33 protein-coding genes and 1 pseudogene are annotated in these 26,622 nt (G+C 43.8%); 14 read left to right on the forward strand and 20 right to left on the reverse strand.

What is annotated here, in order from left to right; translation table 11 throughout:
- Positions 1-47 precede the first annotated feature (47 nt).
- The 9 genes and pseudogenes from QBE55_02630 to QBE55_02670 form a co-directional block, all read right to left on the reverse strand.
- A complete protein-coding gene (locus QBE55_02630; protein WZL79083.1) occupies positions 48-377 on the reverse strand; it encodes a cupin domain-containing protein in 330 nt (109 codons plus the stop codon).
- Positions 378-463: 86 nt separating this feature from the next.
- Positions 464-2,773, reverse strand: coding sequence for a hypothetical protein (locus QBE55_02635; protein WZL79084.1), 2,310 nt, complete (start codon positions 2,771-2,773; stop codon positions 464-466).
- A 106-nt stretch (positions 2,774-2,879) separates the two neighbouring features.
- The gene (locus QBE55_02640; protein ID WZL79085.1) at positions 2,880-3,755 is read right to left on the reverse strand and encodes a carbohydrate ABC transporter permease; all 876 of its coding nucleotides are present in this window, start codon (positions 3,753-3,755) and stop codon (positions 2,880-2,882) included.
- A 12-nt stretch (positions 3,756-3,767) separates the two neighbouring features.
- A pseudogene (locus QBE55_02645) lies at positions 3,768-4,004 on the reverse strand (sugar ABC transporter permease).
- Positions 4,004-4,246: a hypothetical protein gene (locus tag QBE55_02650; GenBank protein WZL79086.1), complete on the reverse strand. Its 243-nt coding sequence runs from the start codon at positions 4,244-4,246 to the stop codon at positions 4,004-4,006. Before QBE55_02650 ends, QBE55_02645 begins: the two are co-directional and overlap by 1 nt.
- A gap of 142 nt (positions 4,247-4,388) precedes the next feature.
- Positions 4,389-4,949, reverse strand: a complete 561-nt coding sequence (locus tag QBE55_02655) for a hypothetical protein (protein WZL79087.1) — start codon at positions 4,947-4,949, stop codon at positions 4,389-4,391.
- Positions 4,950-5,133: 184 nt separating this feature from the next.
- On the reverse strand, positions 5,134-5,913 hold the full coding sequence (locus QBE55_02660) for a type III pantothenate kinase (GenBank protein ID WZL79088.1): 780 nt from the start codon (positions 5,911-5,913) through the stop codon (positions 5,134-5,136).
- A gap of 1 nt (position 5,914) precedes the next feature.
- Positions 5,915-6,679, reverse strand: a complete 765-nt coding sequence (locus QBE55_02665) for a phosphopantothenoylcysteine decarboxylase (GenBank protein ID WZL79089.1) — start codon at positions 6,677-6,679, stop codon at positions 5,915-5,917.
- A gap of 1 nt (position 6,680) precedes the next feature.
- Complete coding sequence (locus QBE55_02670; GenBank protein ID WZL79090.1) at positions 6,681-7,280, reverse strand: TetR/AcrR family transcriptional regulator; 600 nt, start codon at positions 7,278-7,280, stop codon at positions 6,681-6,683.
- Positions 7,281-7,584: 304 nt separating this feature from the next.
- Here QBE55_02670 and QBE55_02675 point away from each other — a divergent pair, with 304 nt between their 5' ends.
- From QBE55_02675 to QBE55_02685, 3 genes are all read left to right on the forward strand, one after another.
- Entirely contained in the window at positions 7,585-8,169 is a 585-nt protein-coding gene (locus tag QBE55_02675) for a chromate transporter (protein WZL79091.1), read from the forward strand.
- A complete protein-coding gene (locus QBE55_02680) occupies positions 8,156-8,719 on the forward strand; it encodes a chromate transporter (GenBank protein ID WZL79092.1) in 564 nt (187 codons plus the stop codon). The genes QBE55_02675 and QBE55_02680 overlap by 14 nt, the downstream gene beginning before the upstream one ends.
- Before the next feature lie 290 nt (positions 8,720-9,009).
- The gene (locus QBE55_02685) at positions 9,010-9,663 is read left to right on the forward strand and encodes an HAD-IA family hydrolase (GenBank protein ID WZL79093.1); all 654 of its coding nucleotides are present in this window, start codon (positions 9,010-9,012) and stop codon (positions 9,661-9,663) included.
- Between the two features lie 11 nt (positions 9,664-9,674).
- Here the strand turns inward: QBE55_02685 and QBE55_02690 are convergent, their stop codons facing one another.
- The 5 genes from QBE55_02690 to QBE55_02710 all read right to left on the reverse strand — a co-directional run bounded on the left by QBE55_02690 (position 9,675) and on the right by QBE55_02710 (position 12,144).
- On the reverse strand, positions 9,675-9,875 hold the full coding sequence (locus QBE55_02690) for a helix-turn-helix transcriptional regulator (protein ID WZL79094.1): 201 nt from the start codon (positions 9,873-9,875) through the stop codon (positions 9,675-9,677).
- Between the two features lie 9 nt (positions 9,876-9,884).
- Positions 9,885-10,364 carry a DUF2975 domain-containing protein gene (locus QBE55_02695; GenBank protein WZL79095.1) on the reverse strand — a complete coding sequence of 160 codons (480 nt, stop codon included), beginning with the start codon at positions 10,362-10,364 and terminating at the stop codon, positions 9,885-9,887.
- A gap of 152 nt (positions 10,365-10,516) precedes the next feature.
- Positions 10,517-11,233 carry a DUF5131 family protein gene (locus QBE55_02700; protein WZL79096.1) on the reverse strand — a complete coding sequence of 239 codons (717 nt, stop codon included), beginning with the start codon at positions 11,231-11,233 and terminating at the stop codon, positions 10,517-10,519.
- A 48-nt stretch (positions 11,234-11,281) separates the two neighbouring features.
- Entirely contained in the window at positions 11,282-11,629 is a 348-nt protein-coding gene (locus tag QBE55_02705) for a cupin domain-containing protein (protein WZL79097.1), read from the reverse strand.
- A 92-nt stretch (positions 11,630-11,721) separates the two neighbouring features.
- Positions 11,722-12,144, reverse strand: coding sequence for a DUF2935 domain-containing protein (locus QBE55_02710; protein WZL79098.1), 423 nt, complete (start codon positions 12,142-12,144; stop codon positions 11,722-11,724).
- 646 nt (positions 12,145-12,790) lie between these two features.
- Between QBE55_02710 and QBE55_02715 the strand changes: the two genes are divergently transcribed.
- Positions 12,791-13,078, forward strand: a complete 288-nt coding sequence (locus QBE55_02715) for a hypothetical protein (protein WZL79099.1) — start codon at positions 12,791-12,793, stop codon at positions 13,076-13,078.
- Between the two features lie 77 nt (positions 13,079-13,155).
- Positions 13,156-13,620 (forward strand): hypothetical protein, encoded by a 465-nt coding sequence (locus QBE55_02720; GenBank protein WZL79100.1) that lies wholly within the window; start codon positions 13,156-13,158, stop codon positions 13,618-13,620.
- Between the two features lie 1,277 nt (positions 13,621-14,897).
- Here the strand turns inward: QBE55_02720 and QBE55_02725 are convergent.
- The 3 genes from QBE55_02725 to QBE55_02735 all read right to left on the reverse strand — a co-directional run bounded on the left by QBE55_02725 (position 14,898) and on the right by QBE55_02735 (position 17,204).
- Positions 14,898-16,430, reverse strand: a complete 1,533-nt coding sequence (locus tag QBE55_02725) for an IS66 family transposase (GenBank protein ID WZL79101.1) — start codon at positions 16,428-16,430, stop codon at positions 14,898-14,900.
- A 64-nt stretch (positions 16,431-16,494) separates the two neighbouring features.
- Complete coding sequence (tnpB, locus tag QBE55_02730) at positions 16,495-16,845, reverse strand: IS66 family insertion sequence element accessory protein TnpB (GenBank protein WZL79102.1); 351 nt, start codon at positions 16,843-16,845, stop codon at positions 16,495-16,497.
- Positions 16,845-17,204 carry an IS66 family insertion sequence element accessory protein TnpB gene (locus QBE55_02735; GenBank protein WZL79103.1) on the reverse strand — a complete coding sequence of 120 codons (360 nt, stop codon included), beginning with the start codon at positions 17,202-17,204 and terminating at the stop codon, positions 16,845-16,847. The genes tnpB and QBE55_02735 overlap by 1 nt, the downstream gene beginning before the upstream one ends.
- A 272-nt stretch (positions 17,205-17,476) precedes the next feature.
- Between QBE55_02735 and QBE55_02740 the strand changes: the two genes are divergently transcribed.
- The 3 genes from QBE55_02740 to QBE55_02750 all read left to right on the forward strand — a co-directional run bounded on the left by QBE55_02740 (position 17,477) and on the right by QBE55_02750 (position 20,389).
- Positions 17,477-18,457 (forward strand): hypothetical protein, encoded by a 981-nt coding sequence (locus QBE55_02740; protein ID WZL79104.1) that lies wholly within the window; start codon positions 17,477-17,479, stop codon positions 18,455-18,457.
- Between the two features lie 365 nt (positions 18,458-18,822).
- Complete coding sequence (locus tag QBE55_02745) at positions 18,823-19,965, forward strand: amidase domain-containing protein (GenBank protein ID WZL79105.1); 1,143 nt, start codon at positions 18,823-18,825, stop codon at positions 19,963-19,965.
- Positions 19,952-20,389 carry a hypothetical protein gene (locus QBE55_02750; GenBank protein WZL79106.1) on the forward strand — a complete coding sequence of 146 codons (438 nt, stop codon included), beginning with the start codon at positions 19,952-19,954 and terminating at the stop codon, positions 20,387-20,389. The genes QBE55_02745 and QBE55_02750 overlap by 14 nt, the downstream gene beginning before the upstream one ends.
- A 296-nt stretch (positions 20,390-20,685) precedes the next feature.
- On the opposite strand, the gene QBE55_02755 is transcribed toward QBE55_02750, so the two are convergent.
- Complete coding sequence (locus QBE55_02755; GenBank protein WZL79107.1) at positions 20,686-21,264, reverse strand: DUF4143 domain-containing protein; 579 nt, start codon at positions 21,262-21,264, stop codon at positions 20,686-20,688.
- A 181-nt stretch (positions 21,265-21,445) separates the two neighbouring features.
- Between QBE55_02755 and QBE55_02760 the strand changes: the two genes are divergently transcribed.
- The 6 genes from QBE55_02760 (at position 21,446) to QBE55_02785 (ending at position 24,383) form a co-directional block, all read left to right on the forward strand.
- On the forward strand, positions 21,446-21,529 hold the full coding sequence (locus QBE55_02760; GenBank protein WZL79848.1) for a hypothetical protein: 84 nt from the start codon (positions 21,446-21,448) through the stop codon (positions 21,527-21,529).
- Between the two features lie 156 nt (positions 21,530-21,685).
- Positions 21,686-21,871 carry a transposase gene (locus QBE55_02765; protein WZL79108.1) on the forward strand — a complete coding sequence of 62 codons (186 nt, stop codon included), beginning with the start codon at positions 21,686-21,688 and terminating at the stop codon, positions 21,869-21,871.
- Complete coding sequence (locus tag QBE55_02770) at positions 21,868-22,254, forward strand: transposase (protein ID WZL79109.1); 387 nt, start codon at positions 21,868-21,870, stop codon at positions 22,252-22,254. Before QBE55_02765 ends, QBE55_02770 begins: the two co-directional genes overlap by 4 nt.
- Before the next feature lie 894 nt (positions 22,255-23,148).
- Positions 23,149-23,394: a hypothetical protein gene (locus tag QBE55_02775; GenBank protein WZL79110.1), complete on the forward strand. Its 246-nt coding sequence runs from the start codon at positions 23,149-23,151 to the stop codon at positions 23,392-23,394.
- 9 nt (positions 23,395-23,403) lie between these two features.
- A complete protein-coding gene (locus tag QBE55_02780) occupies positions 23,404-23,625 on the forward strand; it encodes a hypothetical protein (protein ID WZL79111.1) in 222 nt (73 codons plus the stop codon).
- A complete protein-coding gene (locus tag QBE55_02785; protein WZL79112.1) occupies positions 23,556-24,383 on the forward strand; it encodes a hypothetical protein in 828 nt (275 codons plus the stop codon). Before QBE55_02780 ends, QBE55_02785 begins: the two co-directional genes overlap by 70 nt.
- 185 nt (positions 24,384-24,568) lie before the next feature.
- Here the strand turns inward: QBE55_02785 and QBE55_02790 are convergent, their stop codons facing one another.
- Together QBE55_02790 and QBE55_02795 are read right to left on the reverse strand one after the other, a co-directional pair.
- Positions 24,569-25,003 (reverse strand): hypothetical protein, encoded by a 435-nt coding sequence (locus QBE55_02790; protein ID WZL79113.1) that lies wholly within the window; start codon positions 25,001-25,003, stop codon positions 24,569-24,571.
- A gap of 192 nt (positions 25,004-25,195) precedes the next feature.
- Complete coding sequence (locus tag QBE55_02795) at positions 25,196-26,512, reverse strand: SpoIID/LytB domain-containing protein (protein WZL79114.1); 1,317 nt, start codon at positions 26,510-26,512, stop codon at positions 25,196-25,198.
- Positions 26,513-26,622 lie beyond the last annotated feature (110 nt).

Below are 26,622 nucleotides of genomic sequence, written 5' to 3' on the forward strand. Positions count from 1 at the left end.
TTTTCCTTACTGTACTACCAAGTTCGGGTTATTTTACTCAGGCTGCTTCAATGTAGGCAAGAGAATTCTTCCCGAATGGGGGTGAATACATCCACAATAATTGAATCCTTCAATGCGATCAAACCGTGCAATACATTCTTGCCGGCATAAAAGCCATCACCTGGATTAAGAATTTTCTCCTCGCCATCCACAGTTACACAAAATTGGCCTTTAACAACATAACTGATTTGCTCATGAATATGATTATGGGAAGTCCCGATACCGCCTTCCTTGAAATGGACCTCCACCATCATAAGGGAGCCATTGCTGCCAAGTATCTTCCGATAAGATTTGTCATCGATTTCCTGTAAGTTTGCTTCCTCATTCAATATATACAAATTTCTCAGCTCCTGTTATATTTTATTCTATCTTCATCTTTTTAAAAATCAACATTTGATGCTGCGCGAACCGAACCGTTTTATGCCTAATCCACAGTAAACAGGGCCGCCCCTTCATTTCTCAGAGAGCAATGGAAGTTCCCTCCGGTGCTGCGGGTGTATCTCTTTCCGCTCAATACATCCGTAATCCCGGAAAACTTCTCCGGCATACAAATACAGAGCTCCCTTGCCTGCTGTGCTTTCTGTACCTGAGATACTGTCGTTTCGGAATTGACATCCCCCATGTCCGCCAGAAGCAGATAAATCCTCTTATCCACCCCCTGACAGAGTATCCCTTTTATGTCTGTACTCTCTCTTCCCGGATTGCTTACTATGGAAACCACCAGCTGTTTTTGAATCCCTACACTCTCTTCTGCCTCCACGTGATTTTCTCCTGTTCGAAGCAAAGATCCAACATCAAACAGCAGGTTCCCTTTTCCAACCGGGTGAAGATCTCTGCGGCAGGTGCAACAAATTTCATCCGCATACAGGTTTCCCGTGTCAGGAAAACGATCTGTAATTTGAATTTGTCTCGTTCCGGGCCGATAAAGAGATAAAGAAGCATCCCCATAGCATTTCAACACAGACAGACAATTATCTATATTCACCCAATCGAAAAGATCTTTCTGTTCTTCTTTGCTGCCGTATCCTTCCACCGTAAGCTTCCCTCTTTCCATATAATAAGTCCTTTTATTCCCGTTAAATAGATCATTTGGAATTTGCAGAAGCAAACCCTTGACAGACCGAAAATAATCCCGGTTTAAAGCCCGTGCCTGCTGCATAACAAGAACGGTGGCATCATCGGGTAATGCGGCATAAATAATCTTTTCCACAGCGATCTCCCGATCACCCTCCCCTTCGGCAACAAATCTCTCGGAGCGAGTTCGAAGCTTTCCATAGGTAAGAAAGCCACCATCGAAAGGATGCTCTTCATGAGAGGTGATAATATTCCTATGGAAGCAGCCCATTCCCCGAACTTCTCCTGCCAGATTCTGATGCCATTCTGCCATGTCACTTTTGTCCGGAGGTAAACAAAGCCCTTGCGGTTTCTCAGAAGCTTCCCATACCCAGGAAGCAATTCGTCTGTCGCTGCGATGCAGGCTGGCTCCGTGATAATCATCCGTCCAGAAGGAAAGTGGATGCATTTCTGAAGCAACTTTCACCGTCCTTTGTTTCCCGGTATCTTCCATCGTATCATGCAGCCGATGCTCCTCCTTCATGCGATGCCAATACAGACCCATGGCCAGCGTCGCCGCCTTGTCCGATTCCAGTCTGGAGTAATACAGCGGGGAGACGCATGCCAATTTCTCCACCCGCCTGGAAAGAAAGCTGCCATCACGGTTGTACTCCTGCTCCTGCTTCACAATATTCAGCCATGCCTGCTCAAAGTCCCAGCAGTCCGGATCTTTATACCGGTCCTCCAGCAGCAAAAGGACCGGGATAAGATAATCCTGACAATAACAATAGCGAACTCTGGTATCCCCTCCAATCCGCAGCAGCCTTCCATCCGGAAAAATACAAGTCCTGACAAGCTGCCAGAGCTCAGGTACATGATGATACAGTGCTTCCGGAGGCCGGATCCCTTTCTCCCGGTAAAAAAAGTGCAGCATAGCCACATTGGAAAGGCAAATCACCATATATCCCACATTCATATAATGATGATGATTCAATGCATAGGATGAGAAAAAATTATTTCCTGCATACCTCCCGGAAACCGGTTTCCCGTCCAGAATCTCATCGGATTCCGCATCGGAAGGAACCGAAATGGAATTGACCAGGAAGCAGCTCCCTTTTTCCCGGTATTCCGCAGCCCGTGGCAAATCCGGGTACATTGCCGCCGTTCGATGCAGAAAGGCACCGTTCCACAAATTGCTTTCCGGTTTGTTTTGCTTGACCGGACCTGCTTCAACAGGGTAGTGATCCAGCAACCAGTCTGCTTCTGATGTCAAAACCTTTTTCAGCAATATCTTGTCTTCTTCAGTCAAATGCCTCCATATTGCTCTCACCCCATGCATCATCCTTTCAATGCCCAAAACACTGATCCAGGTATGTCCCCATGAAGTGCCATCAGTACAGCAAACGTCTCCTTCCATATGACTGCGCAGGGAAAAACGTAACATTGCCAATGCATATTCCAGCAATTCCTCCCGGGTCATTCCTATCTCTTTTTCGTTAAGATCCGGATCCTCCGCCAACACCGCGAAAGCAGCCAGTGCCTTCTGATTGGTCTGCACTCCCCAGGTATTCGTTCCGCTTCCGTAAAAAACCAGCTCCCGATGATCCGGAAAACGATACAGATATTTTTTGGCCGAATTCACCCATGGCTGTAGCAATTGCAAATACTTATGACGAATCATAAAACCCTCTCCTTTATTCACAGATATATTTAAGTCATCTCATAGATAGAAAAAGAGCAATCTATTCCAGATCGGTCTAATTGTTACTGGTTTCTATGTTGAGGATTTATTGCTTAATAGCTCCGATCATTACACCCTTTACAAAATATTTTTGGATAAAAGGATAAATAAACAAAATCGGGATGGTTGCCACCATAATCGTTGCGTATTTTATTGTTTCGGCGATAGGCTCGCTGTCGTTTGATTCAAGTTCAATTACATCCGTGGAGTTATCGATCAGAATCTCCCGTAAAATCAACTGTAAAGGAAACAAATTACGATCCTGCAAATAGATCATTGCATTAAACCACGAATTCCAATGCCCTACTCCATAATATAAAGTCATAACCGCAATAACCGGCATAGAGAGCGGAATAATAATTCGAAATAAGATAACAAAATCATTCGCGCCATCAAGCCTTGCGGATTCTTCAAGGGAAACGGGTATCGCTTTAAACGAAGTCCGCATGATTATCAGGTTTGTCGTTCCGATCATCCCAGGAAGCAGTAATGCCCATCGACTATTGATCAAACCCAGGTCCTTAATCAATAGGTAGGAAGGTATCAACCCTCCGCCGAAAAACATAGTGAATGTAATTAAGAACATAATACCATTTGACAATAAAACGCCCTTTCTTGAAAGCCCATATGCCGCCAGAGCCGTCATGACAACATTGATCAAGGTGCCTGCAGCAACGTATATTATGGTATTTTTATAACTGATAAAAATCATTTTATAGTTAAGGATCGCTTTATACGACTCCAGACTGAATCCCTTTGGCCATAAAAGAAGTCCCTTGTGGGATATCATCAGAGATGGACTGCTTAAAGAGGCAAAAGCCACAAATGTCAAGGGATAAAGCATAATAAACATCAGGATTGTCATGAATAAGGTGTTGAACAACTCAAAAGTCCTTTCCCCAACGGATTGTTTTACAGCCATAATAATCTCCCTTCACCACAGACTGGTTTCTGAAACTGTTTTACTGATCTTATTAACACAGATGATCAGTATGAAGTTAATAACAGAATTAAAAAGTCCAACAGCGGCGCTGAAGCTGAAGTTGCTTTCCAAAAGTCCTTTGCGATATACATAGGTGGAAATAATGTCAGCCGTCTCAAATATCGCCGGATTATAAAGCAATATGGTTTTCTCATGTCCAACCGACATAATACGCCCAACACGCAAGATTAGGTTAGAACCGCTTGCTCAAATTGTCTTTGGTCTTTTACATAGGCAGCGGAGAATGAGCCACAAGAGAATTTCGACAAAGCCTGAGCAAAAGAAAGCCCATCCGGATTTTGCGTCACTACGTCCTTGTATTTCGGATATCCATCAACCCACTCATAGCTTTCTCCTTCTATACCAAAATTTAACAAGTTATGGCCTTGTTCTGTATAAGCGAAATTCAACCACTTGATTGCTTCTTCCACATGATCACATGCCGTAGTGATTACAGTACCATTGCTTCCGGTATAATCCCCCAAAAACCTGTATTGATAGCCATCCTATGCTTTCGGATAAGGAGCTCCCGCCAGTTTTGCATCAGAATTTGTTTTTTTAAAAGCACTTTGATTAATTTTTTTGTATCTTTTTTCTGGAGCCAACCGAAACATCCAATAAATGAAAGGAATGGCTTTGATTCAATATCTGATTACAAAATTTCTCATAAGTATAGTCCTTTATATAATAATTGTACCGAAAAAAACTGTAAGGATCATAAATCCCCTCTTTGAAAATTATGGTGTTACTCTTAGGAAAATATACAAAAATGCCCTCAATATCATTGGATAGCAAAGTTGCATTCTTGATATCATATGCGATTTCTCTTAACTCGAAATAGTTGTGTCTATTTGTCTGATCTGAAAGAGTGCTGTAATTCTTAACTTTGGTATTACTCGTTAGCTGCTCGCAAATGTTGTTAACTATGCTGATATCCTGATCGACAGTCTCTCCTATCTGCTCTATAATCGTATTTTTTATCCTTATTGCCTCTTTTTCAATATTATTTTCTATAATAATATATGCTCCACATCCGATCATTATAGGAATCAATATAAGTATTAGATAAGAAGTTAAAAATCCTGACATTAATTTTCCCTTGAATTTTTCAAAGAACTTTTGACCACTCTTCATTTACTATCATGCTCCTATCCGATCAAATTACTTTTTGTACAATCTCAGCATTCTATCTCCTTTTCCATTTTATATAATATGTATCCAGCCGCTTAGTTATTAAAATCAGGATGATGAAGTAGGCCCAGGTGCTGATTCAGAAAAGCAAACAGGGGCTGAAACATAGATAAAATTACAAGCCTTTTTACTTTTGCAGAAGCCGTTGCTGAGGTATCCATTCAAGCGCCTCATTTTCTTTATTTAAAATAGAGAACAACCCTTTTAGGATCAGGTCTTTCTCATAGATACATTGGGTTTCCATAATCGGCAGGATGATAGAAGCATTTCCTCCTGTTATCACACTTGTTCCGGTTGACTCCAATATCGACCAGATATTTGCTATGGCCTTGTCCAGCAACATAGCCGTACCATGCACCGCACCGGACAGCAGACATTCTTTCGTGTCCCGGCCGATGGTTCCGCCAAAAGATTCCAGCTGAATATGGGGAAGCAACGCAGTGTTGTCTGACAATGCGGATAGCCCCATCTGCACACCCGGCAAGATCAAGCCGCCAATAAAATGCTTGCTCTCATCAACTACGTTCAGCGTGGTAGCCGTACCCAAATCGACTACAATAAATGGTGGCTCTGCCTGTAGACAGGCAGCCTCACAGCAAATGGCGCGGTCAATGCCCAATTGTCCCCTGTAATAACTATAATCCAGGGAAAACCCGTTTCCCAATGAAGCGATAATTGGCTCTGTGCGGCAAAACGAGCACATAACATGATATACCCCGTTGGTCAAATCCGGACGAACCGAAGCCAGGATGCTTCTTTCTGCAGGTTCCTTTAATAAAGCAAATATATTTGACATCTCACCCGCAATATCTTGTGCATTCCTTCCGATTTCCCACACTTTCCCATTCTGATGATGGACAGCGCCGATACGAATCGTAGTATTCCCTATACTGACAGCCAGGTCCATATTATCGTTGCTCCGTCATTTTGCCGATCACATGAGATGCAATGGATTCAGCAATATCCTGCTTCGTTGCGGGTCTGTCCAGAATGCCATCTGACCCGATCAGCATTCCCTGATGATGGTCGCCCTCAATGTTGGAAAGATCGTTTGCCAATACAAAATCGCTGCCGTTTGAACGCATTTGCTCCTGTGCAGCTTGTATCAATGCTTCCTCAGCCACATGAGACAACAATTTAAACCCGACCAATATCGTATTTGGCTGTATTTGCTTTACACAGGAAATCACCTTGGGGGCTCTGTCCATGAACACAGTCAGAGAGTCGAAATCCGAACTGATTTTGCCGGTGGCGCTATACAGGGCATTACTGATGGCTTGTTGAATATTGGAATATAATTGCTTTTCATCATAAACCGTACCGGAGTCTGATATAGCTTTCAGCAATTCATTTATAAGCGCATCCTCCGTTGCCAGTCCCCGGATGGTATAATCACTAACGGCCATGCTATGAACAACACTGTCATATTTTATATTTGACAAAAGCTCTTTCAACGCTTTTTGTAACGACACTACCCCCTGGATTTCCACGATCTTGTCCATAGACAGGGCGGGCCGTATGGATCGCTCTCCGCAAAGAAAAGTCACTTCTGCGCCGCGCCGGGCAAATGCGTCCGCAATTAAACTGCCAAGCCTGCCTGTTGCCATATGCGTTACTTTGCGCACATCATCAATCGGTTCATAGGTATCGCCTGCTGTTACCAGTACTTTCATATTATCTGTCCTCACTTATCATGTTCTTTAATATTTTGAATTGCCGGTCTATGGTTTCCTCTGTCAATCCCTGAAATAATGCCATTACATTCAAGCCTTCAATCGTATACATATAATGCTCCGCAATTTGCTCCACATTCTCCGGGGCAAGCGCTTTCTGCCGAACACCAAGCTGTAACATGGCATTTACGGTGCCTAGTATTTTGTCGCTCTGCTCATTGCGAAATTGTATGTCGCTCTTTTCCATATGAGTAAATAAATACTCATAAAACGCACGCAGTAAGCTATCCTCCATATTAAGAAGCCGTTTTTTCTGTTTTGCAAAATAGCTGTCAATCAAGCCCGTGAAATCCGGATTTTTGTTTATGGAGAGCCGTATTTCATCAAAGTTGCTTTTATTTCGATTACGGACAGTATCCCGAAACACTTCGTCGACTGATCTGTAATAAAAATAAAATCCACCGCGGCTCATGCCTGCCGCATTCAGCAAATCCGTCATGGTTACATTTATGAAGCCTTTTTCACAAAAAACCTTACGCGCAGTTTCCATGATCTTTTCCTTCACTTCTTCACGGTTCTTTTCATCAACAGGACGCGCCATTCTCTCCCCTCCCCGATTATTAGACAACAGTGTCTGTAAATTGCTTTTCTAATTATACGATGCATGCAACAAATAATCAAGTCCAAATGAAATTGATTTTTCATAAGAAAAACAATATGATTTATATAAGATAATAATATTATACTTATGCAATGCTCAGGGCTATAATAGAGAGGAACAGGAACGGGAAAAGATAGAATAAAGCAGATATCAGACAATGGATATCACAGAAAAAGGAAGCCGGGTAACTCGTTCCATTACGAAGAAAGATCGGTTCATAGAAAAAAGACAGGGGGATATTTGTTTGAAACAGGATAAGAAATTTTACTGGAAGCTCTTTCTGGAAACTTTTCAGTTAAGCGCTTTTACCTTCGGAGGCGGGTATGTCATCATCTCCTTAATGAAAAAGAAGTTTGTGGATAAACTTCATTGGATTGATGAAAGGGAAATACTTGATTTTACAGCAATCGCGCAGTCCTCGCCGGGTGCAATTGCCGTAAATGCAGCCGTTTTGCTTGGCTATCGGCTTTCCGGAATTCCCGGTGCGCTAGTTGCAATACTGGGAACCGTATTGCCGCCATTTCTGTTATTGTCCGTTATCTCCGTCGGTTACAGCGCTTTTATCGGGAACAAGGTTGTGAAAAATGTCCTGCAGGGCATGCAGGCAGGCGTCTGCGCCGTCATTATTGATGTTGTAATTACCATGGGTCGAACCATTTTAAAGGAACACCACGGGATCGTCCCGGCAATCCTTATGGCAGGTTCCTTTATTGCAGCCGCTTTGTTCCATGTCAATCCGGTTTACGTTATCTTTTTCTGCGGGCTGGTCGGTTGCCTGTCCGTCAAAAAAGAAACAGGAAAGGGAGACAGCAGTCATGATTTATCTTAAATTATTCTGGGTATTCTTTCAGATCGGGATGTTTAGTTTTGGCGGCGGCTATGCATCATTGCCTTTGATACAAACCCAGGTTGTCAATCGATACAGCTGGCTGAACATGAGGGAGTTTGCCGATATTGTCACCATATCGCAAATGACACCCGGGCCCATCTCGATTAATTCCGCCACATTTGTCGGTACACGCATCGCGGGAATCCAGGGAGCGACGGCGGCGACTTTTGGATGTATCCTTCCGTCCACCGTTATCGTTTTGCTGATCTCGGCATTGTACAAAAAATACAGGAATCTGAAATACATGCAGGGGATCCTCAATGGTCTTCATCCTGCTGTTGTGGGGCTGATCGCATCGGCAGGAATATCCATGATTGTTCAGGCCCTGTGGAACGGAGCCGCCATTTCCTTTCAGGTAAACCGTATCGACTTCTTTGCAGTTGCCCTGATTGCCCTGTGTGTGGTCATCCTGAGAAAAACAAAAATGGATCCGGTCTTTGTCATGCTGGGAGCCGGAGTCCTGGGCGGAATAATCTATCATTTCCTGTGATCCTCCGCTCCCTTTCCCTCTGCGCCCTATGCAATGACTCATGATAATGGGAATGGAATCAATTCCCTGTATCCAATGCGAGTCCCGGCATTCATATATTCTGAATATATTTATTATTTTACCATTCAAACATTATTTTACCATTCAAACTTGACAATAAAATATTTAAAAGAGATAATGGGAAGGATTAATTCCGGGATTCACAGCACAATAGCAATCCCATAGGAGGTGAATGTGGCATCTTCGCCTGGCCGGCTCCCAAAAAAGGAACAGGAATTTGCCACAAACTAATGGAAAAATACAACAGCATTATCTGGGATCTGGACGGTACCCTGCTGGATACTCTGGATGATTTACGGGACAGCGTCAATGCTGCTCTTACAAAATTTCATCTGCCAACCAAAACAAAAATGGAAGTACGGCGTTTCCTTGGCAACGGCATGCTGGCACTGGTGGAACGATCCGTACCGGATGGACAGCAGCACCCACAGTTTCAGGATATTTATTCCTTTTTTGAGCTTCATTATGCAAAGAACAGCCGTAACAAGACAAGGCCCTATAAAGGACTGGAAAAAGTCCTGCCGGAACTAAAGGCCCTGGGTTATCACATGGCCATTGTTTCAAATAAAGCCGATTACCTGGTCAAGGAGCTGGCAAAATACTATTTCCGGGACGTCATATCCGTCGCCATCGGCGAATCAAAAGGAATCCGGAAGAAGCCCTGTCCGGATACGGCATTGGAAGCAATGCGGCTGCTTCATGCAGAAAAACTTTCTTCCGTATACATCGGTGATTCCGAGGTGGATATCAAAACCGCTGAGAATGCAGGGATCGACTGTCTTTCCGTTTCCTGGGGATTCCGGGACAACTCCGAACTGCAGGCTTCCGGAGCAAGCCGGATCGTAAACACACCGAAAGAGCTGCTGGAAATTCTGAAGGGATAACGGGGCTGCCCCTATTCCCTCCATTCCAGAACATCGCCCGGCTGACAGTTCAGTGCCTTGCAGATTTTATCCAGTGTATCAACCCGGATCGCTTTTGCCTTCCCATTTTTCAGTATGGAAATATTGGACAGGGTGATACCCACTTTATCCGAAAGTTCAGTGACGCTCATTTTCCTTTTGGCCAGCATCACATCAATATTGATCACAATCATATTTACACCTCAAATGGTTAATTCATTCTCTTCCCGCATTTTTGCTGCTTTATAGACAAGATGGGACAGCCCCGCAGACACAATGATAATGGCAGCCCCCACACATAAAACGAAAAATGCCGCAATCACGATACTGCTGTGAATCATGTTCAGCACACTGAATACAACAATGCCGATAAAGAAATATATGGTATCTGCAACAGCAAGTTGAGAAATCCGTTTCAGGCTCACTGCATTCTCTCTGGAAAAGGAATTGTCCAGCCCAATTTCCCTTGCTATCTTCCAGCCAAAAACAGCAGCAACATACAAAGGAACAGAAGTTGTCCAAAGAAAAATCAGCCAGGGCCAATAGCAATAGGCAAACTCCGGATTCGCCGCGACGATATCCTTTCCTATAACGGGAATAATGAGGAAATAAACAATGGCAATGCCAATTTCCGCTCCGACCATAATGGCCTTGAGCCACCTGGATAATTTTGCTTGACTCATAAAAAATCCTCCTTGAACTCATCATTTAATGAAATATCAAATTTCCGGATTTCCGGCTCTTTCTATTATATGCTATTGTTTTATAAAAATCAATAACTATTTATCGCCATACAATAAATATTTTTTGAGATATGATAATTTCGTCCCCGGCTTCAGCGGCCTGTGTTGATCCCTGCCTTCTGTGCCTGGGAATGCTGTTCCTTCCGGGGAATCTGATAAATCCTGCCGTCCTTTTCAAATCGGGCTCCGGTCTGCTTGAACGTAAATGGCATTCCGGCCTTCCGGCATTGGACGCAAATATTCTGAACCCAGTCAAACCGGCAAAGACGGGCATTGGGACCGGACTCCCCTCCAACGGTCACTTCCTCTATCTCATCGGAAAGATACGGTGATAAATTGATATTTTCCAATATCGGCTCACAGATGATGCTTTTATGCCGGATCGGTTCGTTCCGAAACAAAGGCAGTCGGAAGTCCGCACGTTCCTGATTTTCAACGGTACAGCATATCGTCACGTTTTCATAACCGTTCCCCCAGTCCCCGGGCAGGCATTCATGAAAGCGATGTATTCTTTTTGTGACAATGAAAAAATGCAGATCCTGTCTTGCGCGGATCATGTCCCACGCTTCTTTGCGCCATTCATCGGCATCTTCCAGAAAAAAATCGGAGGAAAAACAGGTATAGACAATCTCCCTGCCGCTCAGCCTGTATTTTCCTGCCCGATCACGCCTGAGCGGTAAGTCGAAGTCCTTTGTCTTTTTTACAATGGAACTGTCTCTGTCATGCCGGGCGTCAATCCGATAAACATAACAGTTCCGACAGCCGGCGCTGATTTTATGACAGCCGTGCCAGGGATTCCATTTTGCCAACCGGCTCTGCTCCTCCTCCATACCGTTTTCGCTGGTGGTTTGTTGTTATCAATCCGGCTGAGAAAACACTACAATCAGAATCATTTTGAACGGATTTTCCGCTGCCACTGCATGTGGAACCTGAGCCGGCATAACAATGGTCTGTCCCTGTGCCAGGGCATGATCTTTCCCGCCAACGGTAATCTTCGCATTGCCTTCCAGGACCGTCAGCATGGCATCTCCATCCGAAGTGTGGGTACGGATCTCTTCTCCCTTGTCAAAGGAAAAAAGGGTGATGCTGACAGCTTCATTTTGAACCAGGGTCCGGCTGACGACCTGTCCCTGCTGGTAATCTACCAGTTTCAGCAGCTCCAGGACCTGCTCCGATTCAATGTTTTTAAGATACTTGCTGCTCATTTTCATTCCTCCCTGTTTATCATCATAACAACTGCATTTCCTATTCTGATCTTATCATGTATGTTCCGATACGTACAGATGGTACACGATTTTCAACATGACAATATTGTCTGTGCGATCCCGATGAAATATTCTGATTCCCGGCGAATATGATTCACAACTACCGAAACGGCGCTATTGTTCTGCGCTGCCGCGCTTTCCGCCAAAATCTGATTGAGCAGCAAAATGAACTGTTGGCTTTGGCAAATGGCAAAGCGCACCAGCTCCATCATCTGCTGCTGCATATCCGGGAAGATGTTCCCTTTTGAGCGGATAATGGTCTCTATGTACCGCACAGTCAACCCTTTTGTTTGTTGAAAGGCCAGTTCAAACTGCTGCAGCCGACAGACAAAAGCCGGTTCCAGATCACTGGCTACTTCCCGAATGACAACCGTGTGTTCGGATTCCTGGTGCTTCCAGAACTCCATCTCATCCAGAACCCTGTGCAGGTTTTTCTCCCCATAATAGAAGCGCATCTTTATCCTTCCCTTCCAAATCATATATGCCATTATCTTATTTGAAAAGGGTCGAAAATGTGAAGAATATAAAAGAGGCATCTGCACTTTTATCAGCACTTGTGGAAGGTACCCTCCTTTTTTCATAACTTGATACTACTGTATCACAGATAGTACCGATAAAAAGGCACAGCCTGATAAAAACGGGCCGGATGTCAAGGACACTCGGCAGGAATGGGAAAAGCCGCTTGATGAAATCGAGCAGAAGAACAAATCCAATTCCCGCAAGAGTAAGACCATTGAAAAAGCGGACAAGAAACCCGCCCAGTCTGCAAAACAGGAGAAAGTGCCGAAAGCTGAAAAACCGTCAAAGGAAGAACTATCTACACGTGCTCAAAAGGACGCACAAACACGCAAAGAGCGCAAGCAGAATGTGACACCCTGATTGAGAATACAAGGGGCGATGGCAAAGAAAGCGACCCGTTCTGGACGAAAGCGGAAACCTTGGATCACATATTGACCACCCCCATTGTCATATTTACTACAACTCAACCTCACTGGATTGCACCCGGAAATTCCGGGATTTTATCGGTTCTGCGCACGCATTTCGCCGCTTGTCTGACCGGTATGGCTTGAACACGGCTTATCCACTATTGCCAATCCGAAGTTGCATAGCAAGGGCAAATACAAGCATTATGGGCAATGGCTCGGCGGCAACAAGCCGCCGACATTCCAAAACCGTCTAAAGGCGCAGATTGATATTTGCCTTGCCGAAAAGCCGCCCGATATGGAAGCCTTTTTACAGGCTATGGCGGCGGCTGGCTATGAGGTAAAGCATGGGCGCGGCGGCGCGATCAGCTTCCAGGTCGAGGGGCAGGAACGCTTTACCCGGCTCCGGGCCTCCACTCTTGGCAAGGGCTACGGACAGGAGGGAGGACATACAAGCCACGATTGAGGGCCGGGAAAGGCCCCGCTTACGAGCGGTGGGCAAAAATCTTTAACCTAAAGCAGATGGCGGCAACGCTCCAATACTTGCAAGAAAACAATCTGCTGGAATATGAGCAGTTGGAGCAAAAAGCCTCAGAGGTTACAGGCCGTTTCCATACTCTTTACGATAGCATAAAATCCACCGAGGCGGCTATGCGTGTCAATGCGGAGTTAAAGGCGGCGGTGGTTGATTACGCCAAAACCCGGCCTGTGTTTGAGGGAATAAGGCTGCAAGGTACAGCAAGAAATACCTTGCGGAGCATAAGGCCGACATTGCCGCCTATCGGGCGGCGCAGGACGCATTCCGGCGTTTATTGTCCGGGGCGAAGCTCCCCAACATGGATACGCTCAAAGCCGAAGGCCGGGAGCTTACGGCAAAGAAAAAAAGCCGCCTATGGTGAGTACCAGGCGGTAAGAAAAGAAATGCAGGAGGTTATTACCGCAAAGGCCAATATTGACCACCTGTTCGGACTGACAGATGAGAGGAAAAATAAGGAGCAGGAGCGATAGCGATGGTGACGCAACATAAGGCGCAATGCGCCAACTTTGGGCCAAGTTGGCCCGAAGTCCAACCTCGATGCCGTTCCCCACCGCCTCCATTTCGATTCGCCATCCCCAAAAAATCGAAATGGAGGAATTCAATATGGTGTTTTTTGCAAGTAATTTTTGAAGAAAGTTGCAAGTAATTTTTCCATAGTATTGCAACTACATTTTCCATAGAGTTGCAAGTTAAGAAAAGCAATAATAGGGAATATGTAGTAACACCCATTACAGAACGGCATCCCATAATCTGTTAATTTAAGATCAAATCAGTAAACCAGTTTAGCAACTGAATAAAATCATATTCCTAAGTCCAGACTGGTATAAGATCTGAGGCTTATTTCTGTATGGGCTTTTTTACATTTGGTCACTCCCTTTATTTTCACTCCAATACGAAACCGAATAAAGCCCTCAATGGAAAAACAAACCGGATCGCATGATTGACGGGCGTGTCTCCATGAGGGAGCGCCATGGACTGCAGGCCTCAGAAGGGGGTGGGAAAGATGTATGATGGCTACTCATGTGGTGATTGTCCCGGAATGTATGAATTCATAAAGCTGATTAACTGCCTCGTCAAGGATATCCGTCATCTGGAATCAGAGACGGTACATACCAGGTATGAATTAAGCCCCTCATCTGCTCCATCCCTATGACGAGGATCTTCGCGGTGATATTTTTAAGACCTCGCCGGAAGCTACAGCGTAATCCGGCCTATCATCTCTATATGAAGCTGCTGTACTATAATCAGGGTCCTATTGAGTCCGACCAATAGACTAGCCAAATTCACTGCCTGGCTCATGGCCGTAGAGATAATGAAGACTAACAATTAGTCACAATAGCTCAGCTTCCGGAGGACTGGGCTCTTCCTCCGTGAAGCTGAGGCTAAGTGACCGAACAAGTGGTGTTTTTGAGATCGAAATATACACAAGTAGCTTAACTTAACTAATTTTCTTGTGTAACAATCCATGGTCTAAAATGCATTATAATTTCTATTACACCGTATAATTCCAATTAAAAGAATTTCTAAACTATCGGCACAACTTCTATAAGCCAAATCGTCCAAAGATATATGCCCTCAGCGTAAAAGATCGCAACCATCACCACAAGAGTCAGAACATTCGCAATAATTGGCCTAGCTTTTAGTTGCCCAATCTTTAAGACAGTCCTATTTCGCACGGTCAAATAGATAAAACATGCGATGCCCAAAAGAAGTGCAAGTCCGAAAAGTATCGTATTAAAAGTAACCGTCAAGCCAAGGGTGACAACTTCCATGGCATAAGGGTTTTAGGATCGACGCCGTTCGGGGCTTGAGTGAAAACCTTCGTGAGATATTCAAACGGCACAAGCCCGTTTTCTCTGGCGGAAACGATCAGGCTGTAATAAACCGCGCTGGCTCTCGCGCCGTTAGGGGTATTGGAAAACAGCCAGTTTTTGCGTCCCATCACAAAGGGACGGATCGAATTTTCAGCGCGGTTGTTGCTGATTTCAAGCCTGCCGTCCAATAAATAAGCTCTGAGATATTTGCGCTGGCTCTGCGCATAATAGACCGCCTTGCCCAGCAGAGACTTTGGCAGCGCGCGAAGCGAATCGGCCCATGTGAAAAAAGCCTCCATCATCGGTTTGGAGAGTTGTTCACGCTTTTCCCGGCGTTCTTCCGGGGACAGCAAAGCAAACTGTTTCTCAAAATGAAACAGCCTGTTACAGTAGGCGATCCCTTTTTGGGCATCGGACGATTCACGTTTTTCTTTCGGCAGCGTTTGCAGCGCCTCGTCGAACTTTCGGCGCAGATGCGCCCAACAGCCCACAACGGTAATCCGGTCAGGGAGTTTGTGATAGCCGTCATAACCGTCCGTATGGAGAAAACCCGAAAAATCTTTCAAAAAGGTCTCCGGGTGAGTATACTTTCGGTCCCTTTGGTAGTCATACAGCACAATTTGGTGTTCCGCCTCGCCGCTTGTCCGGTAAAGCCACATATAACTCTTGCTCCTGGCGGGCTTGCCGTTCTCATGCAGCACCTGGAGGGTGGTTTCGTCTGCGTGAAGGACCTGATGCTCGCATAACTGCCGTTTCATCTCTTTGTATATCGGCTCCAGCCAATCTTCACTGGCTTTTACGAGCCAATTCGACATCGTCTGACGGGAAAGCAGAATGCCGTTTTGTGCCCATTCCCGCTCCTGCCGGTAAAGCGGGCTGCCCATCACAAATTTCTGTACAGCGATGTGGGCGACCGATTCGGGCGATGCGAAACCGCCTTTGATGACGGGTTCCGGCATGCTCGCCTTGACGATCGGCACACGGTCGGAAGATTCCTCACAGTGCCGGCAGGCGTAAATATGCCGTACATGGCGGACAAGCATGGCTTTTGCCGGGATGATTTTCAGTTCCTCGCGCACCTCTTCGCCCATCTTGTGCAGAGGACAGCCGCAGTCAGGACAGACACGTTTTTCTTCCGGCAGCTCATGCAGGATGACCTCGACGGGCAAATCTTCCGGCAGCTTGTCGGTGGTCAGACGGGTCTTCCGGCGATAATGCGCTTTGACTTTAGTGATCTCCGGCTCCGGTGCGGTCAAATCGGCGGTTTCCTCCGCTTCGTTGAACAAGCACAACTGTCCGTTGTCCGTCTGCTCACTGGACGTGCCAAATCGTTTGTGACTGGCAAGTCGAAATTGTTCCGTCAGCCACTCTACCTGCTGTTTCAGCTCGGCAATCTGCTCCGCCTGCTTGAGAAAATTCTCATAAACATGCAGCGGAATTTCAACTGTTTTCTCTCGCTTTTCCATGCTCTAATTATACCGTAAAAACCGCATGGAATCAAGAAAAATCGGCTTTTTCGCACCCGATATTCTACGAAATTTTACGTTCGGAAACCTCGCTTCGGCTGAGCTTCTTTGCAAGCCTTGCACTGTCAATCAGACAGGATAATTCTTCGCTGTTCAGCGCCATTGTCGCTTCTCCGTCCGACGACGGCCAACGGAAATGTCCGCGTTCCAGCCGCTTGAAATACAGCCAGAAGCCGTCGCCGTCCCATTCAAGTATTTTTATGCGGTCACGGTTTCGGTTGCAGAAAACGAACAGCGCATCGGCGAAAGGGTCCAGAGAAAAGCTCTGCTGCACAAGCGTCATCAGCCCATTGATGGATTTCCTCATGTCCGTGCATCCGCAGCACAGATACACGGGCTTTTCGTCGAAGCGCATCACAGCGACCTCAGTACGCGGCAGACCTTCGCCAGCAGTTCCAAATCCGTCGAAGCAGTTACCTTGATATGACAGCCGCCGATTTCGATGGTCAGCATACTTTCGGCACCGGCGGCAAGTTTAGGCTCCTCAAGCTGCGTCCATCCGTTCGGCACAAGCCCACCCTCGCCGCCTTGTTTCTCCAACAGCCCCCTACAGGCAGCTTCCCGTACTTTCTTCTGTCTGTAGTAATAGGTGGCTTTGCTGATTCCCTTTTCTTCGCAGAATGCGTTTACGGTCTGCCCGCTGGCTATCCGTTCTTTTACCTCTTCACCCCAGCCCGACAGCCGGAACCTCGTCACAATTTTTTGTGTATCCACTCAATTCACTCCAATTTGCTTCAAAACACTTCTTAGAGCGTTTTGAACTCTTTTGAAGTAAATTGTACCCTTTCTGACGCCTTTCCTGCAATGTGACGGCCGGGTTGACGGTTACTTTTTAGGAATGAGCAATCACTTGTTATTCATTGCTAAAAAGTAACATTAAAAATAGTAATCGAAGGGTGTATGACAAGCGCACTATAAGTCTGGTCCACGTTGTGCTATGTCGTAAAGGCATTGGCAAAATATAACCTATGATAGGAGGGTGATATATGTCAAGTACCGAAATAGAGTTCACCCCTGGAAAGTTGTCTAATGAAGCAATAGTTGCGATTGTAAAATCAGCAGGTATTTCTGATGAAATTATTAAAATCAGCAAGCCCAACGCATGGATTATGGAATCGAGAAGAATATACTTTGCAGATGGTAAGGTGTTGCTGTTAAAAATAGGGACTAATGATGAATGGACCGACGAAGCGTCTATTTTGAATCAGCTACACGCAACTCAAGTGCTACATCATATAGGTATACCTCAGCCTAATCTACTGGCCTATGCGGAAAATAAAACAAGTTACGGGTTTCGTTTTCTATTGCTTGAAGCCTATAATGGCACTAGATTGTATGATTTGTATTCAACTGCCGACTCTGTGAATCGGATTATGATTTTTGAGTCATTAGCCTATACATACAGTAAGATACATCGTATTAAAAACAGTTGGAGTGGTGTATGGAATGGTTCTCCTGATAAGAAAAAGTACCCGATACATCCTGCAAGATTTTATAGTAATGCTGAATTTCACGGTGGCTCAGGGCGCTTCTTATTAGAGAAGGGAATCATAAGCAAAGCCTTATTTGATGATATTTGCAATGCATGGGACAATAATCTTCCCTATTTAGAGCAGCGAGAATCTTCTTTGGCTCATATTAGTCCGTTTCCATGGAGTATTTATATGGCACATGATAACGGTAATTATTCTGTTACAGGTTTAGCCGCTCTTGGCGATTTTATGTGGTGGGATCCGATGTCAGATGTTGCGCACCTTCTATATCCGCCGTATATGGATAAAATATTGAAGCATTTAAATCTATGGGTACCTGGGAATCATGACCCTCCTCTCTTATCAAATGCTGTGGTTCCCGATATGCCGGCTGCGAATGATGCCCGATCATCCGACAATCATGAGACACTGCCTCAGATGCCTTTTGAGGACGAGTATTCTCAATTGTCACCCTATGAAGATCACACATTCTGATCAGCGGCATTTGCATGAATACACTGCTTTCAGTCCAGACTGGTATAAGATCTGAGGCTTATTCCTGTATGGGCTTTTTTATATATATGGTCCTTCCCTTTATTTTTACTCCGAAGCTGTCCTGTGTTTCATTCAATGTACTGGTCATATTCTCTTGTTAATAGCAGTTGATTGCCAATTTTTGTATGATTTCAGGTGGCTTGACAGCCCATTCTACCTGTTATACTGAACGTAAGAAAAGCAAATTCCTATCAAGAAATTCCAAAATCATTAAAATTATAATTTACAATTAATCCTTAATGTGGTATAGTATGAATTGTTAATTACTACTAAAGCTTGTTACTGAGAGGGGGAGGAGTATTATTATGTCACGAAAGGTCAAAAAAGTTTTGGCCATGCTGCTGATCCTAATTGGAACATTATCAATAGGAAGTATGAATGTTATGGCTTCCCAATCACAAAAGGCTGATTTAGGCATAGTCGTAGATATTGAATCTGTAAGTATTGACCGACAACCATCAAATTTACTTGCAGGTATAGGAACTATGTCAGTTAATAAAAATTTGGTAGTCGGAAATACAAGTGTTCCGCTTTATGCTACCTTTGATTCGCAAGAAGCAGCGTTACAGAACATTTCCACAAATCCGGTAGTTCAAGAAATCAAGTTGGAATATGGATATGAAGATATATCGGATGATAATTGGAAAGATTATTATGATGCAATGCATGAATTAATTGATTTGCCTTCGTGTCCAGACTGGTATAATGAAGAGGCTGTGAGTTTTAGAACAATGCGTAAATTCTTCGATATTTATGAGAACCATGAGAAAAATGAGGAAATAGTATCACTTGTGACAAGAGCTACTGCTGCAACGGATATAACAGAAAATGCAGATCTATTAGAATTATTGCCGTATGACTCATATATTGCACTAAGTCAACAATCCAATATATCAAATAACGAACGATCACTAGCTTCATTAAATGCTCTTGGCTTTAATATTAATGCTGCTGTTGCATATGCATCAAAATATGCAAAATCTCCTAATACGGACGATTATGACAAATTTTCTTCAGATTGCACCAACTTTGTATCACAGATTTTGGAAAATGGCGGTGTGTCTCAGGTGAAATATGACGACCAAAAAAAGGGATGGTGGCATACAAAATCAAAAGTGTTATATATAACTGTTCATAAGCATTCTATTTCTTGGATAAGAGCGAATACTTTTGCAAAATACATGGGAGTAGGTTATACCACAACAAATAATTCTTTATTTTCTGCTAATATTAAAAAGGGTGATTTCATTGCTGCAGATTATGAGAAAGATGGAGACTGGAATCATATGGGGTTTGTAACAAGTAAAAAAACCTCGAAAACTAATGGATATTATGACTATAAAGTAGCACAGCATACAAAAAATTATCATGCTTGGGCATCTTCATCTACTAATTCGTGGGAAAAAATCGGAAAGGACGGTGGGAAATATGGTCGTGTCAGAAGATAATCATAAAATCATTTGGGAAAAGGTTATTCCTATATGCACTATGATTTTGATGCTTTTTCTGAGATCTCTAAAATTTTATGAGATCAAGGGGCTGGTCGAAATGAATGGCTGGGCTGCACCGGAACACTTTCCATTACCTTTTTTATTAGCCCTGTGTATGTTTTTTGCAGGAACATTGATAAAATTCAGATACCATGTTATCACACCTTTATTGCAGATCTGCACTCTTATCGTTATGCTGTACTTCGAACAGAAATTTAGGGATTTTGCCGAATTCAACTTAAGAAGAACAGCATACGGGTTTTGGATCAATATCATTATGAGTATAGTATTAGTGCTTTATTGTCTGTTTATTGACTTTTCTAAACATTCAAAGCATCCAAACTCCGCAGAAGTTGAAAATAACAACTCCAGGGAATTCTGACGTAACTCCATGTCCGAATACTTCAATTTTATCCTGCGCAGTAAATAAAAAAATGGCGGCATCATGGATGCCGCCGGCACTACCTTCTCACTTACCGATATCCGTCACCGCGCCGATAAACAGCGGCAGGTTCGTTTCGCAGTCGATGAGCAGACGGAAAGATAGTTGGAAACACCGACCTGTTTTTCAACTTGAATACCGGTATCAAAAACGGTTCCTTGAGATAAAAAAATTTATTCTTTTCGTCGATGATCCTATCCGCTCTGTTCTCCATGGAGATTTCTATCCCTCATTGCTCAAATATAGTAGAATGGTATGATGCTGTCCTGTTCGGAAAGCGGTACGATCCTATCGTTGGTGCAGACAACCGCCCCCGCACCGCGCTTGTAGGTTTCGTTATTTTCAGTAAACCGAAACGCCCGGATATCATCCAAATCGGGGTTGCTCTTTTTCTTGACTTCAATCGGATGCAGCTGCCCATTAAAATTGATGATAAAATCAATTTCATTGTCGCCCTTATCCCGGTAAAAATACAGATAGGCTTTCGGATCAATTCCGGCATTATAGAAACTTTTCAGGATTTCGCAAAACACAAATGTTTCAAAAAACGCGCCGCTCATGGCTCCCGTTTCAATTTGCTCCGGCGTGTGCCACTTGGTCAGAAACGCCATCAGGCCCGTATCCAGGAAAAATATCTTCGGGGTTTTAATGGCTCGCTTCGTGACATTGCTGTGATACGGGGGCAGAAGATAAATCAGATTGGAAGCACGGAGTACCGAAAGCCAACTCTCACAGACGGGACGGCTTACGCCGATATCCTTGGCAATACCCTGCACATTTAAGAGCGAGCCTGACTTTGCCGCAACGGCCTGCATAAACTGATAGAATTTTACCTCGTCGCCGATGTTCTCGATTCGCTTGACATCGCATTCCAGATAAGTGGCTCCGGGTTATCGTAAAACTCCGGGTACGACCCTTTATGAATCAGATCCCACACTCTGGCGTAGCCGGTCGTTTATTGGCGTCCTCACGTGATTGGATGACATCTATAAATATTTGGACTGCGGAGACCTCCGTCAGGGTTTTGCACGGGTCAAATGCGATGACTGCAATCATGAATATTTATTGCCCTTTTCCTGAAAGAGAAGGTATTTCTGCCCATCATGTCATCAGAAACGAGTGATTGAATTTGGAGAATATTTATGCAAGGATGTACTGCTCCCGGCAGGGCACCGGCAGTGGGTATTCCGTATTCCTAAACGCATACGACCCTATTTTCTATAGGACAGGAGCCTTTTGGGGAAACTGAGCCGGTGTGCATGGAAGGTATTATCCTGTTACCTGAAAAGCGGTGTTTCCATGGAAGATCCCATACCCGGAGCTGTCATTGCAGTTCAGACCTTTGGCGATGTTCTGAATTTCAATCCCCATCTGCATATCATCTCTGCAACGGCTGCTTTGACAGGGCAGGTAATTTTATGACTGCTGTTATGCCAAACGCCAATGACTTAGAGCCGCTGTTTCGACTGGAAGTACTGAATATGCTGAAGCAGGAAGGGAAAATTACAGAATCCGTCATAGAGAATATGGACACATGGCATCACAGCGGTTTCCATGTGTATTGCAGCGATGTCATCCTGCCCGGGGATGAGGAGAGCCTGGAGCGTCTGGCCCGCTATGTAATCCGGGCGCCCCTATCACAGGAAAGAATGGTCTATATGGGCGCATCCGAAGGGACCGGTATGGATCAGGTGATCTATACAGGAAAGAGGAACAGGGTGAAAAAGCGTTTTACCGCCCTTGACTGGCTGGCACGGCTGGTGACACATATCCCCAGCAAAGGGGAACAGCTTGTACGCTATTAGGGCTATTACAGCAATAAAGCCCGGGGCGTCCGCAAAGAAAAGAACGCTTCTTCCTCTGCAAAGCAGCTGAAAGCAGATATGCCTGACCCCTCTTTCAAAGAAAACGCTCTTTCCAGAAAAGCTTTCCGCAAAAACTGGGCCCGCCTTATTCAGAAAGTATACCATTCCGATCCCCTTATCTGCCCGAAATGCAAGGGAGAAACGAAGATCATTGCCTTTATTGAGGAAGAAGCGATCATTCAAAAAATATTGAAGCATTTAAATCTATGGGTACCTGGGAATCATGACCCTCCTCTCTTATCAAATGCTGTGGTTCCCGATATGCCGGCTGCGAATGATGCCCGATCATCCGACAATCATGAGACACTGCCTCAGATGCCTTTTGAAGACGAGTATTCTCAATTGTCACCCTATGAAGATCACACATTCTGATCAGCGGCATTTGCATGAATACACTGATTTCAGTCCAGACTGGTATAAGATCTGAGGTTTATTCCTGTATGGGCTTTTTTATATATATGGTCCTTCCCTTTATTTTTACTCCGAAGCTGTCCTGTGTTTCATTCAATGTACTGGTCATATTCTCTTGTTAATAGCAGTTGATTTCCAATTTTTGTATGATTTCAGGTGGCTTAACAGCCTATTTTCTACCTGTTATACTATTATACCATGCAGACGGTGGGTTAGTCCAGTACTTTACACTAAAATTTCACAGAACCAAAATTTAAAATATTTTCTGTTAGAATTTTAATCTGTTAACAGACCTGCCCTGGTCTTGTGTTATTGTTACTCATATCATTAAAAAGAAATCGATATCCGATTCCTTTGCTTTCAACTTTTCGATATTTATCCTGCCTTCTTTTGATCGGGCTGTGAATAGTAACAAACCGGAAAATGAATGATATCTCGTTTGAGAATCTGAAGGCTATTTCCCCGGAGCTGGAAACGCTGCCTCATGGAGATACCCTGGCCCGCTTACTGGAAAAGATGGAGGTCAGACAAATACAGGATTGCATGATAGAACTCCTGAAGGATTTGATCCGCCGGAAGAAATTCCGGAACTATCTGAACCGCCATCAATTTCTGATTGCCATTGATGGCACACAGAAATTTTACCGGCACTACCAATGGGATCCGTAGGAGAGCGGGATGGTAAGGAATGCCGGGAAAGACGGCGAAGAGCAGCATTATGTTTATGTGCTGGAATCCGTTATTGTATTGAGCAACGGGATCACCCTTCCGTTTTATAGTGAGTTCCTGACGGCAGGCGACATGGCGCCTGTGCCCCGGAAATGGCAGACATGGAGGAGCAAACGATTGCCGGGGAGGCCAAAAAACAGGATTGCGAAAGAAAGGCGTTTCGAAGGTTAGCGGCGAAGATCAAAGGGAGCTTTCGAAATACACCGATTACCATAGTAGTGGACGGATTGTATGCCTGCGGACCCATTCTTCAAATCTGTAACCAATATCATTGGGGATTTATGATCAACCTGAAGCCCAAGGCAATGCCTGCCGTATGGGAAGATGCGCTGGGGCTTATGCTGCTGAAAAAGGAAAACCACCTGCGGGTACAGTGGGGTGGCTCTGCTAAGGAGGGAGGCCACATACAGGACTATCTCTGGTCCAACGGTATCGAGTACAGGTATCGGGACAGCCATGCTGTCTTTCGCTTTCTGAAACTCAATGTGGTCATTTGTTACGAAACATGGACGGAAGTACATAGCCGCAGCACGGGAGAAACGGAACACTGCGAGACGAGATACGCGTGGCTTTTTTCCGCTCCTTTGAAACGGAGCAATGTTTTCTATCGCTGCACGAAAATGGGCAGATACCGCTGGAAAATTGAGAATGGTATTCTCAAGGAAAAGCATCAAGGATACCATTACGAACATTCCTACTCCTATACATGGGAGGCCATGGAAGGTTATCACTACCTGATGAAGATCGCTCATCTTCTGAATACCCTGGCAGCCAACAGCGAATTGCTCCATGATCGGGTGGAAGCACTGGGGATACGGGGATTCTTTCACAAATTATGGATCATATGTAATACGACTTTCCTGGATCTTGAACGCGTTCATGAGGCTGCGGCCAGTTTGGGCCAATGGAGATTGGTGCCTGCCGGTTAAGTTGTTTTTACAAAAAAACATGAAATTAAAAATCCTTGATAGGAGGTTTATTTCCCTGTGCCTTTTTTTCGTGGATTTGTTGCTTTCATCTCCTTTATGTATTCTTTTTTGTTTATCATTTAATTATATGGTTAATATTGGAACGGAGCCATTCTTCTTTGAAATTTTCGTGTTTCAGTTCTGCATTATTCTGATGTCACTTGAATTATCTCTACAGCTTGAGTAGAATTATCATTTCCTAATGCCTGAATATAAATGCGATCATGAAATGATCGATCGCCAAATTCCCAAGTGAAAGACCATCCATCGCTCCCATCTATATCGTAACCAATCAGTTCTCTTTCTGTCCAGGTTTCTGTTCCTGTCGGGGTTGCCCAAAATAAAACAGTATCCGTATTTTTAACTTCTGTAAAAAAAGTCACTTCTTTTCTCTCTCTTGGTACAACCCACCACCCATCTTTCTCAGATAAATCCGTGTATACTTTAAAAATTTGGGCATGTGTGTCTAATTCTTTCGATTGATTCGTCGGCGTTCTTTCCTGAGATTTAGAAGCATTGTTACATGCTGCGAAAAACAAAACAATCAGCAAAATGTATATTGCAACTACTTTTATTCGCATAAATACCTCCATTATTTATATTCAAGAGTACTTTCGGGAACTTCTCATACTCTATCGTCTGGACTTGGATAAAGACCAGCTTGTTCATCTCTAATACCGTACATCATACTGCAGATAAAAAATAGCAAGCCAGCATTGCTTAGCTGGATATGATGGCCTACTGTTTTATTTAATTAGAATTATTTTGTCATGCTAATAAGAACCTAGTTGAATATACCCACTACTCTTATCGGAAAAACTGTAGTAATAACTCAAAATTGTATAAACATCATATTCTGGATAATTTGTTGCAATATATTGAGTACCCCATTGACTTAACACCCCCCCAAAAGCTGTGCCAATTTGTCCTTGGGTTCCAGCTCTATATTGGGCATCGAATACTCTCCCGCTTGAATTCCTCATAAATTTACCAGAAACAGCATTAACAGCTGTATCAGTAGAGGGTTGGTTAGAATTAGCTACATAATGCTGATAGTTAGCAGGATTATCTGTTAAATGTGCCCCATAATCAGTTGCAGGCCTTCTTGGATAGGTTGCGTTATACCACGCATACGTTTTTATTGTTACTGCTCCAGCTTGTAAAGCTTTTGGCCTCCAAGAAGCATACCATTCGTTTGGCAATACACATTTAGCATAAGAATCAAACCCAATATTTGTCAAAACTCCAGTGCGTGTTATATATAACTTAAAAGTGGATGGAGGACTAGTAGCACTTTGTGGCTGGATAAGTTGACTACTTCTTCCCTGCTTTGCCTTCTCTAAATCAATCTGTTCTTGAGTGTTTATATTTTCATTTTTAGGGACATTATTGATTTCTGGTTCAGGAAGAATGGCATCATCTTCAATTTCAGTGGGCTGTTGTATACTCTCTCCTTCTACTTTATCCTTTATATCAGTACCACCATCATTTGAAGAAATGATATCATTATCGAAATTAACAATGATACCTTTTTCTCTTTGACTGACTACATTCTGAGCTTTTCTCTCTGCATCCGAATTGAAAGAATATCCAAATTTTTCTAACTTGCTAATGTCATAAACGTTTTCATGTCCGATTATATATTCTGTCTTATCCACACTGCCAATCGCTAACAATTCATATTTAACACCGTTATAGAAAAACTCACTTTCTTCATAAACTTTATAATCAAAGCCTACATAAAAGTAACGAATGTCATCATATAATGAATTGTTTATGTCCAAAAAATAAGGTTCTATTTCCATAATATGCTCTGACGGTATTTCTTTTGCTTCATAGACTCGAATTGAATCTACAGAAAGGATGCCAGTACGGTTTTCTATTTGATATTGACTTGGGAAACCAACATAATCCTTTTGTCTTTCGGGCGAATATGATTCTACAAAAGAATCCCAATCCTTATTATTAACAGCATTTGCATATTTGTTAATTACTTCCGGTATATTAACTATTGCAGTAGAATGAGACTCAGAACTCAAGTTTGACAGTAAAAAAGAGAAAAAGGAGCCGTAAGCCTTAGGTATGAGCAAGGTTGCGGCTTTTATCATATGAGAAGAAGTTGTAGTGAAAATTATCTTTTTTTTGCTTGTCCTAAACTTTTTTTAATTTCGGATCGGGTAAGTCTCTTCTTTGTAAAATC

It is taken from the genome of Eubacteriales bacterium mix99, assembly GCA_038396605.1.
GTDB lineage: Bacteria > Bacillota > Clostridia > Caldicoprobacterales > DTU083 > UBA4874.

Bases quoted from the DNA above. Each gene is read 5' to 3' on its own strand.
- QBE55_02635 (WZL79084.1), bottom strand. From the start codon at position 2,773: ATGATTCGTCATAAGTATTTGCAATTGCTACAGCCATGGGTGAATTCG.
- QBE55_02640 (WZL79085.1), bottom strand. From the start codon at position 3,755: ATGGCTGTAAAACAATCCGTTGGGGAAAGGACTTTTGAGTTGTTCAAC.
- QBE55_02655 (WZL79087.1), bottom strand. From the start codon at position 4,949: ATGAAGAGTGGTCAAAAGTTCTTTGAAAAATTCAAGGGAAAATTAATG.
- QBE55_02660 (WZL79088.1), bottom strand. From the start codon at position 5,913: ATGGACCTGGCTGTCAGTATAGGGAATACTACGATTCGTATCGGCGCT.
- QBE55_02665 (WZL79089.1), bottom strand. From the start codon at position 6,679: ATGAAAGTACTGGTAACAGCAGGCGATACCTATGAACCGATTGATGAT.
- QBE55_02670 (WZL79090.1), bottom strand. From the start codon at position 7,280: ATGGCGCGTCCTGTTGATGAAAAGAACCGTGAAGAAGTGAAGGAAAAG.
- QBE55_02680 (WZL79092.1), top strand. From the start codon at position 8,156: ATGATTTATCTTAAATTATTCTGGGTATTCTTTCAGATCGGGATGTTT.
- QBE55_02685 (WZL79093.1), top strand. From the start codon at position 9,010: ATGGAAAAATACAACAGCATTATCTGGGATCTGGACGGTACCCTGCTG.
- QBE55_02690 (WZL79094.1), bottom strand. From the start codon at position 9,875: ATGATTGTGATCAATATTGATGTGATGCTGGCCAAAAGGAAAATGAGC.
- QBE55_02695 (WZL79095.1), bottom strand. From the start codon at position 10,364: ATGAGTCAAGCAAAATTATCCAGGTGGCTCAAGGCCATTATGGTCGGA.
- QBE55_02705 (WZL79097.1), bottom strand. From the start codon at position 11,629: ATGAGCAGCAAGTATCTTAAAAACATTGAATCGGAGCAGGTCCTGGAG.
- QBE55_02710 (WZL79098.1), bottom strand. From the start codon at position 12,144: ATGCGCTTCTATTATGGGGAGAAAAACCTGCACAGGGTTCTGGATGAG.
- QBE55_02725 (WZL79101.1), bottom strand. From the start codon at position 16,430: ATGGAAAAGCGAGAGAAAACAGTTGAAATTCCGCTGCATGTTTATGAG.
- tnpB (WZL79102.1), bottom strand. From the start codon at position 16,845: ATGCGCTTCGACGAAAAGCCCGTGTATCTGTGCTGCGGATGCACGGAC.
- QBE55_02740 (WZL79104.1), top strand. From the start codon at position 17,477: ATGTCAAGTACCGAAATAGAGTTCACCCCTGGAAAGTTGTCTAATGAA.
- QBE55_02745 (WZL79105.1), top strand. From the start codon at position 18,823: ATGTCACGAAAGGTCAAAAAAGTTTTGGCCATGCTGCTGATCCTAATT.
- QBE55_02755 (WZL79107.1), bottom strand. From the start codon at position 21,264: ATGCAGGCCGTTGCGGCAAAGTCAGGCTCGCTCTTAAATGTGCAGGGT.
- QBE55_02770 (WZL79109.1), top strand. From the start codon at position 21,868: ATGACTGCTGTTATGCCAAACGCCAATGACTTAGAGCCGCTGTTTCGA.
- QBE55_02775 (WZL79110.1), top strand. From the start codon at position 23,149: ATGAATGATATCTCGTTTGAGAATCTGAAGGCTATTTCCCCGGAGCTG.
- QBE55_02780 (WZL79111.1), top strand. From the start codon at position 23,404: ATGGTAAGGAATGCCGGGAAAGACGGCGAAGAGCAGCATTATGTTTAT.
- QBE55_02785 (WZL79112.1), top strand. From the start codon at position 23,556: ATGGAGGAGCAAACGATTGCCGGGGAGGCCAAAAAACAGGATTGCGAA.
- QBE55_02790 (WZL79113.1), bottom strand. From the start codon at position 25,003: ATGCGAATAAAAGTAGTTGCAATATACATTTTGCTGATTGTTTTGTTT.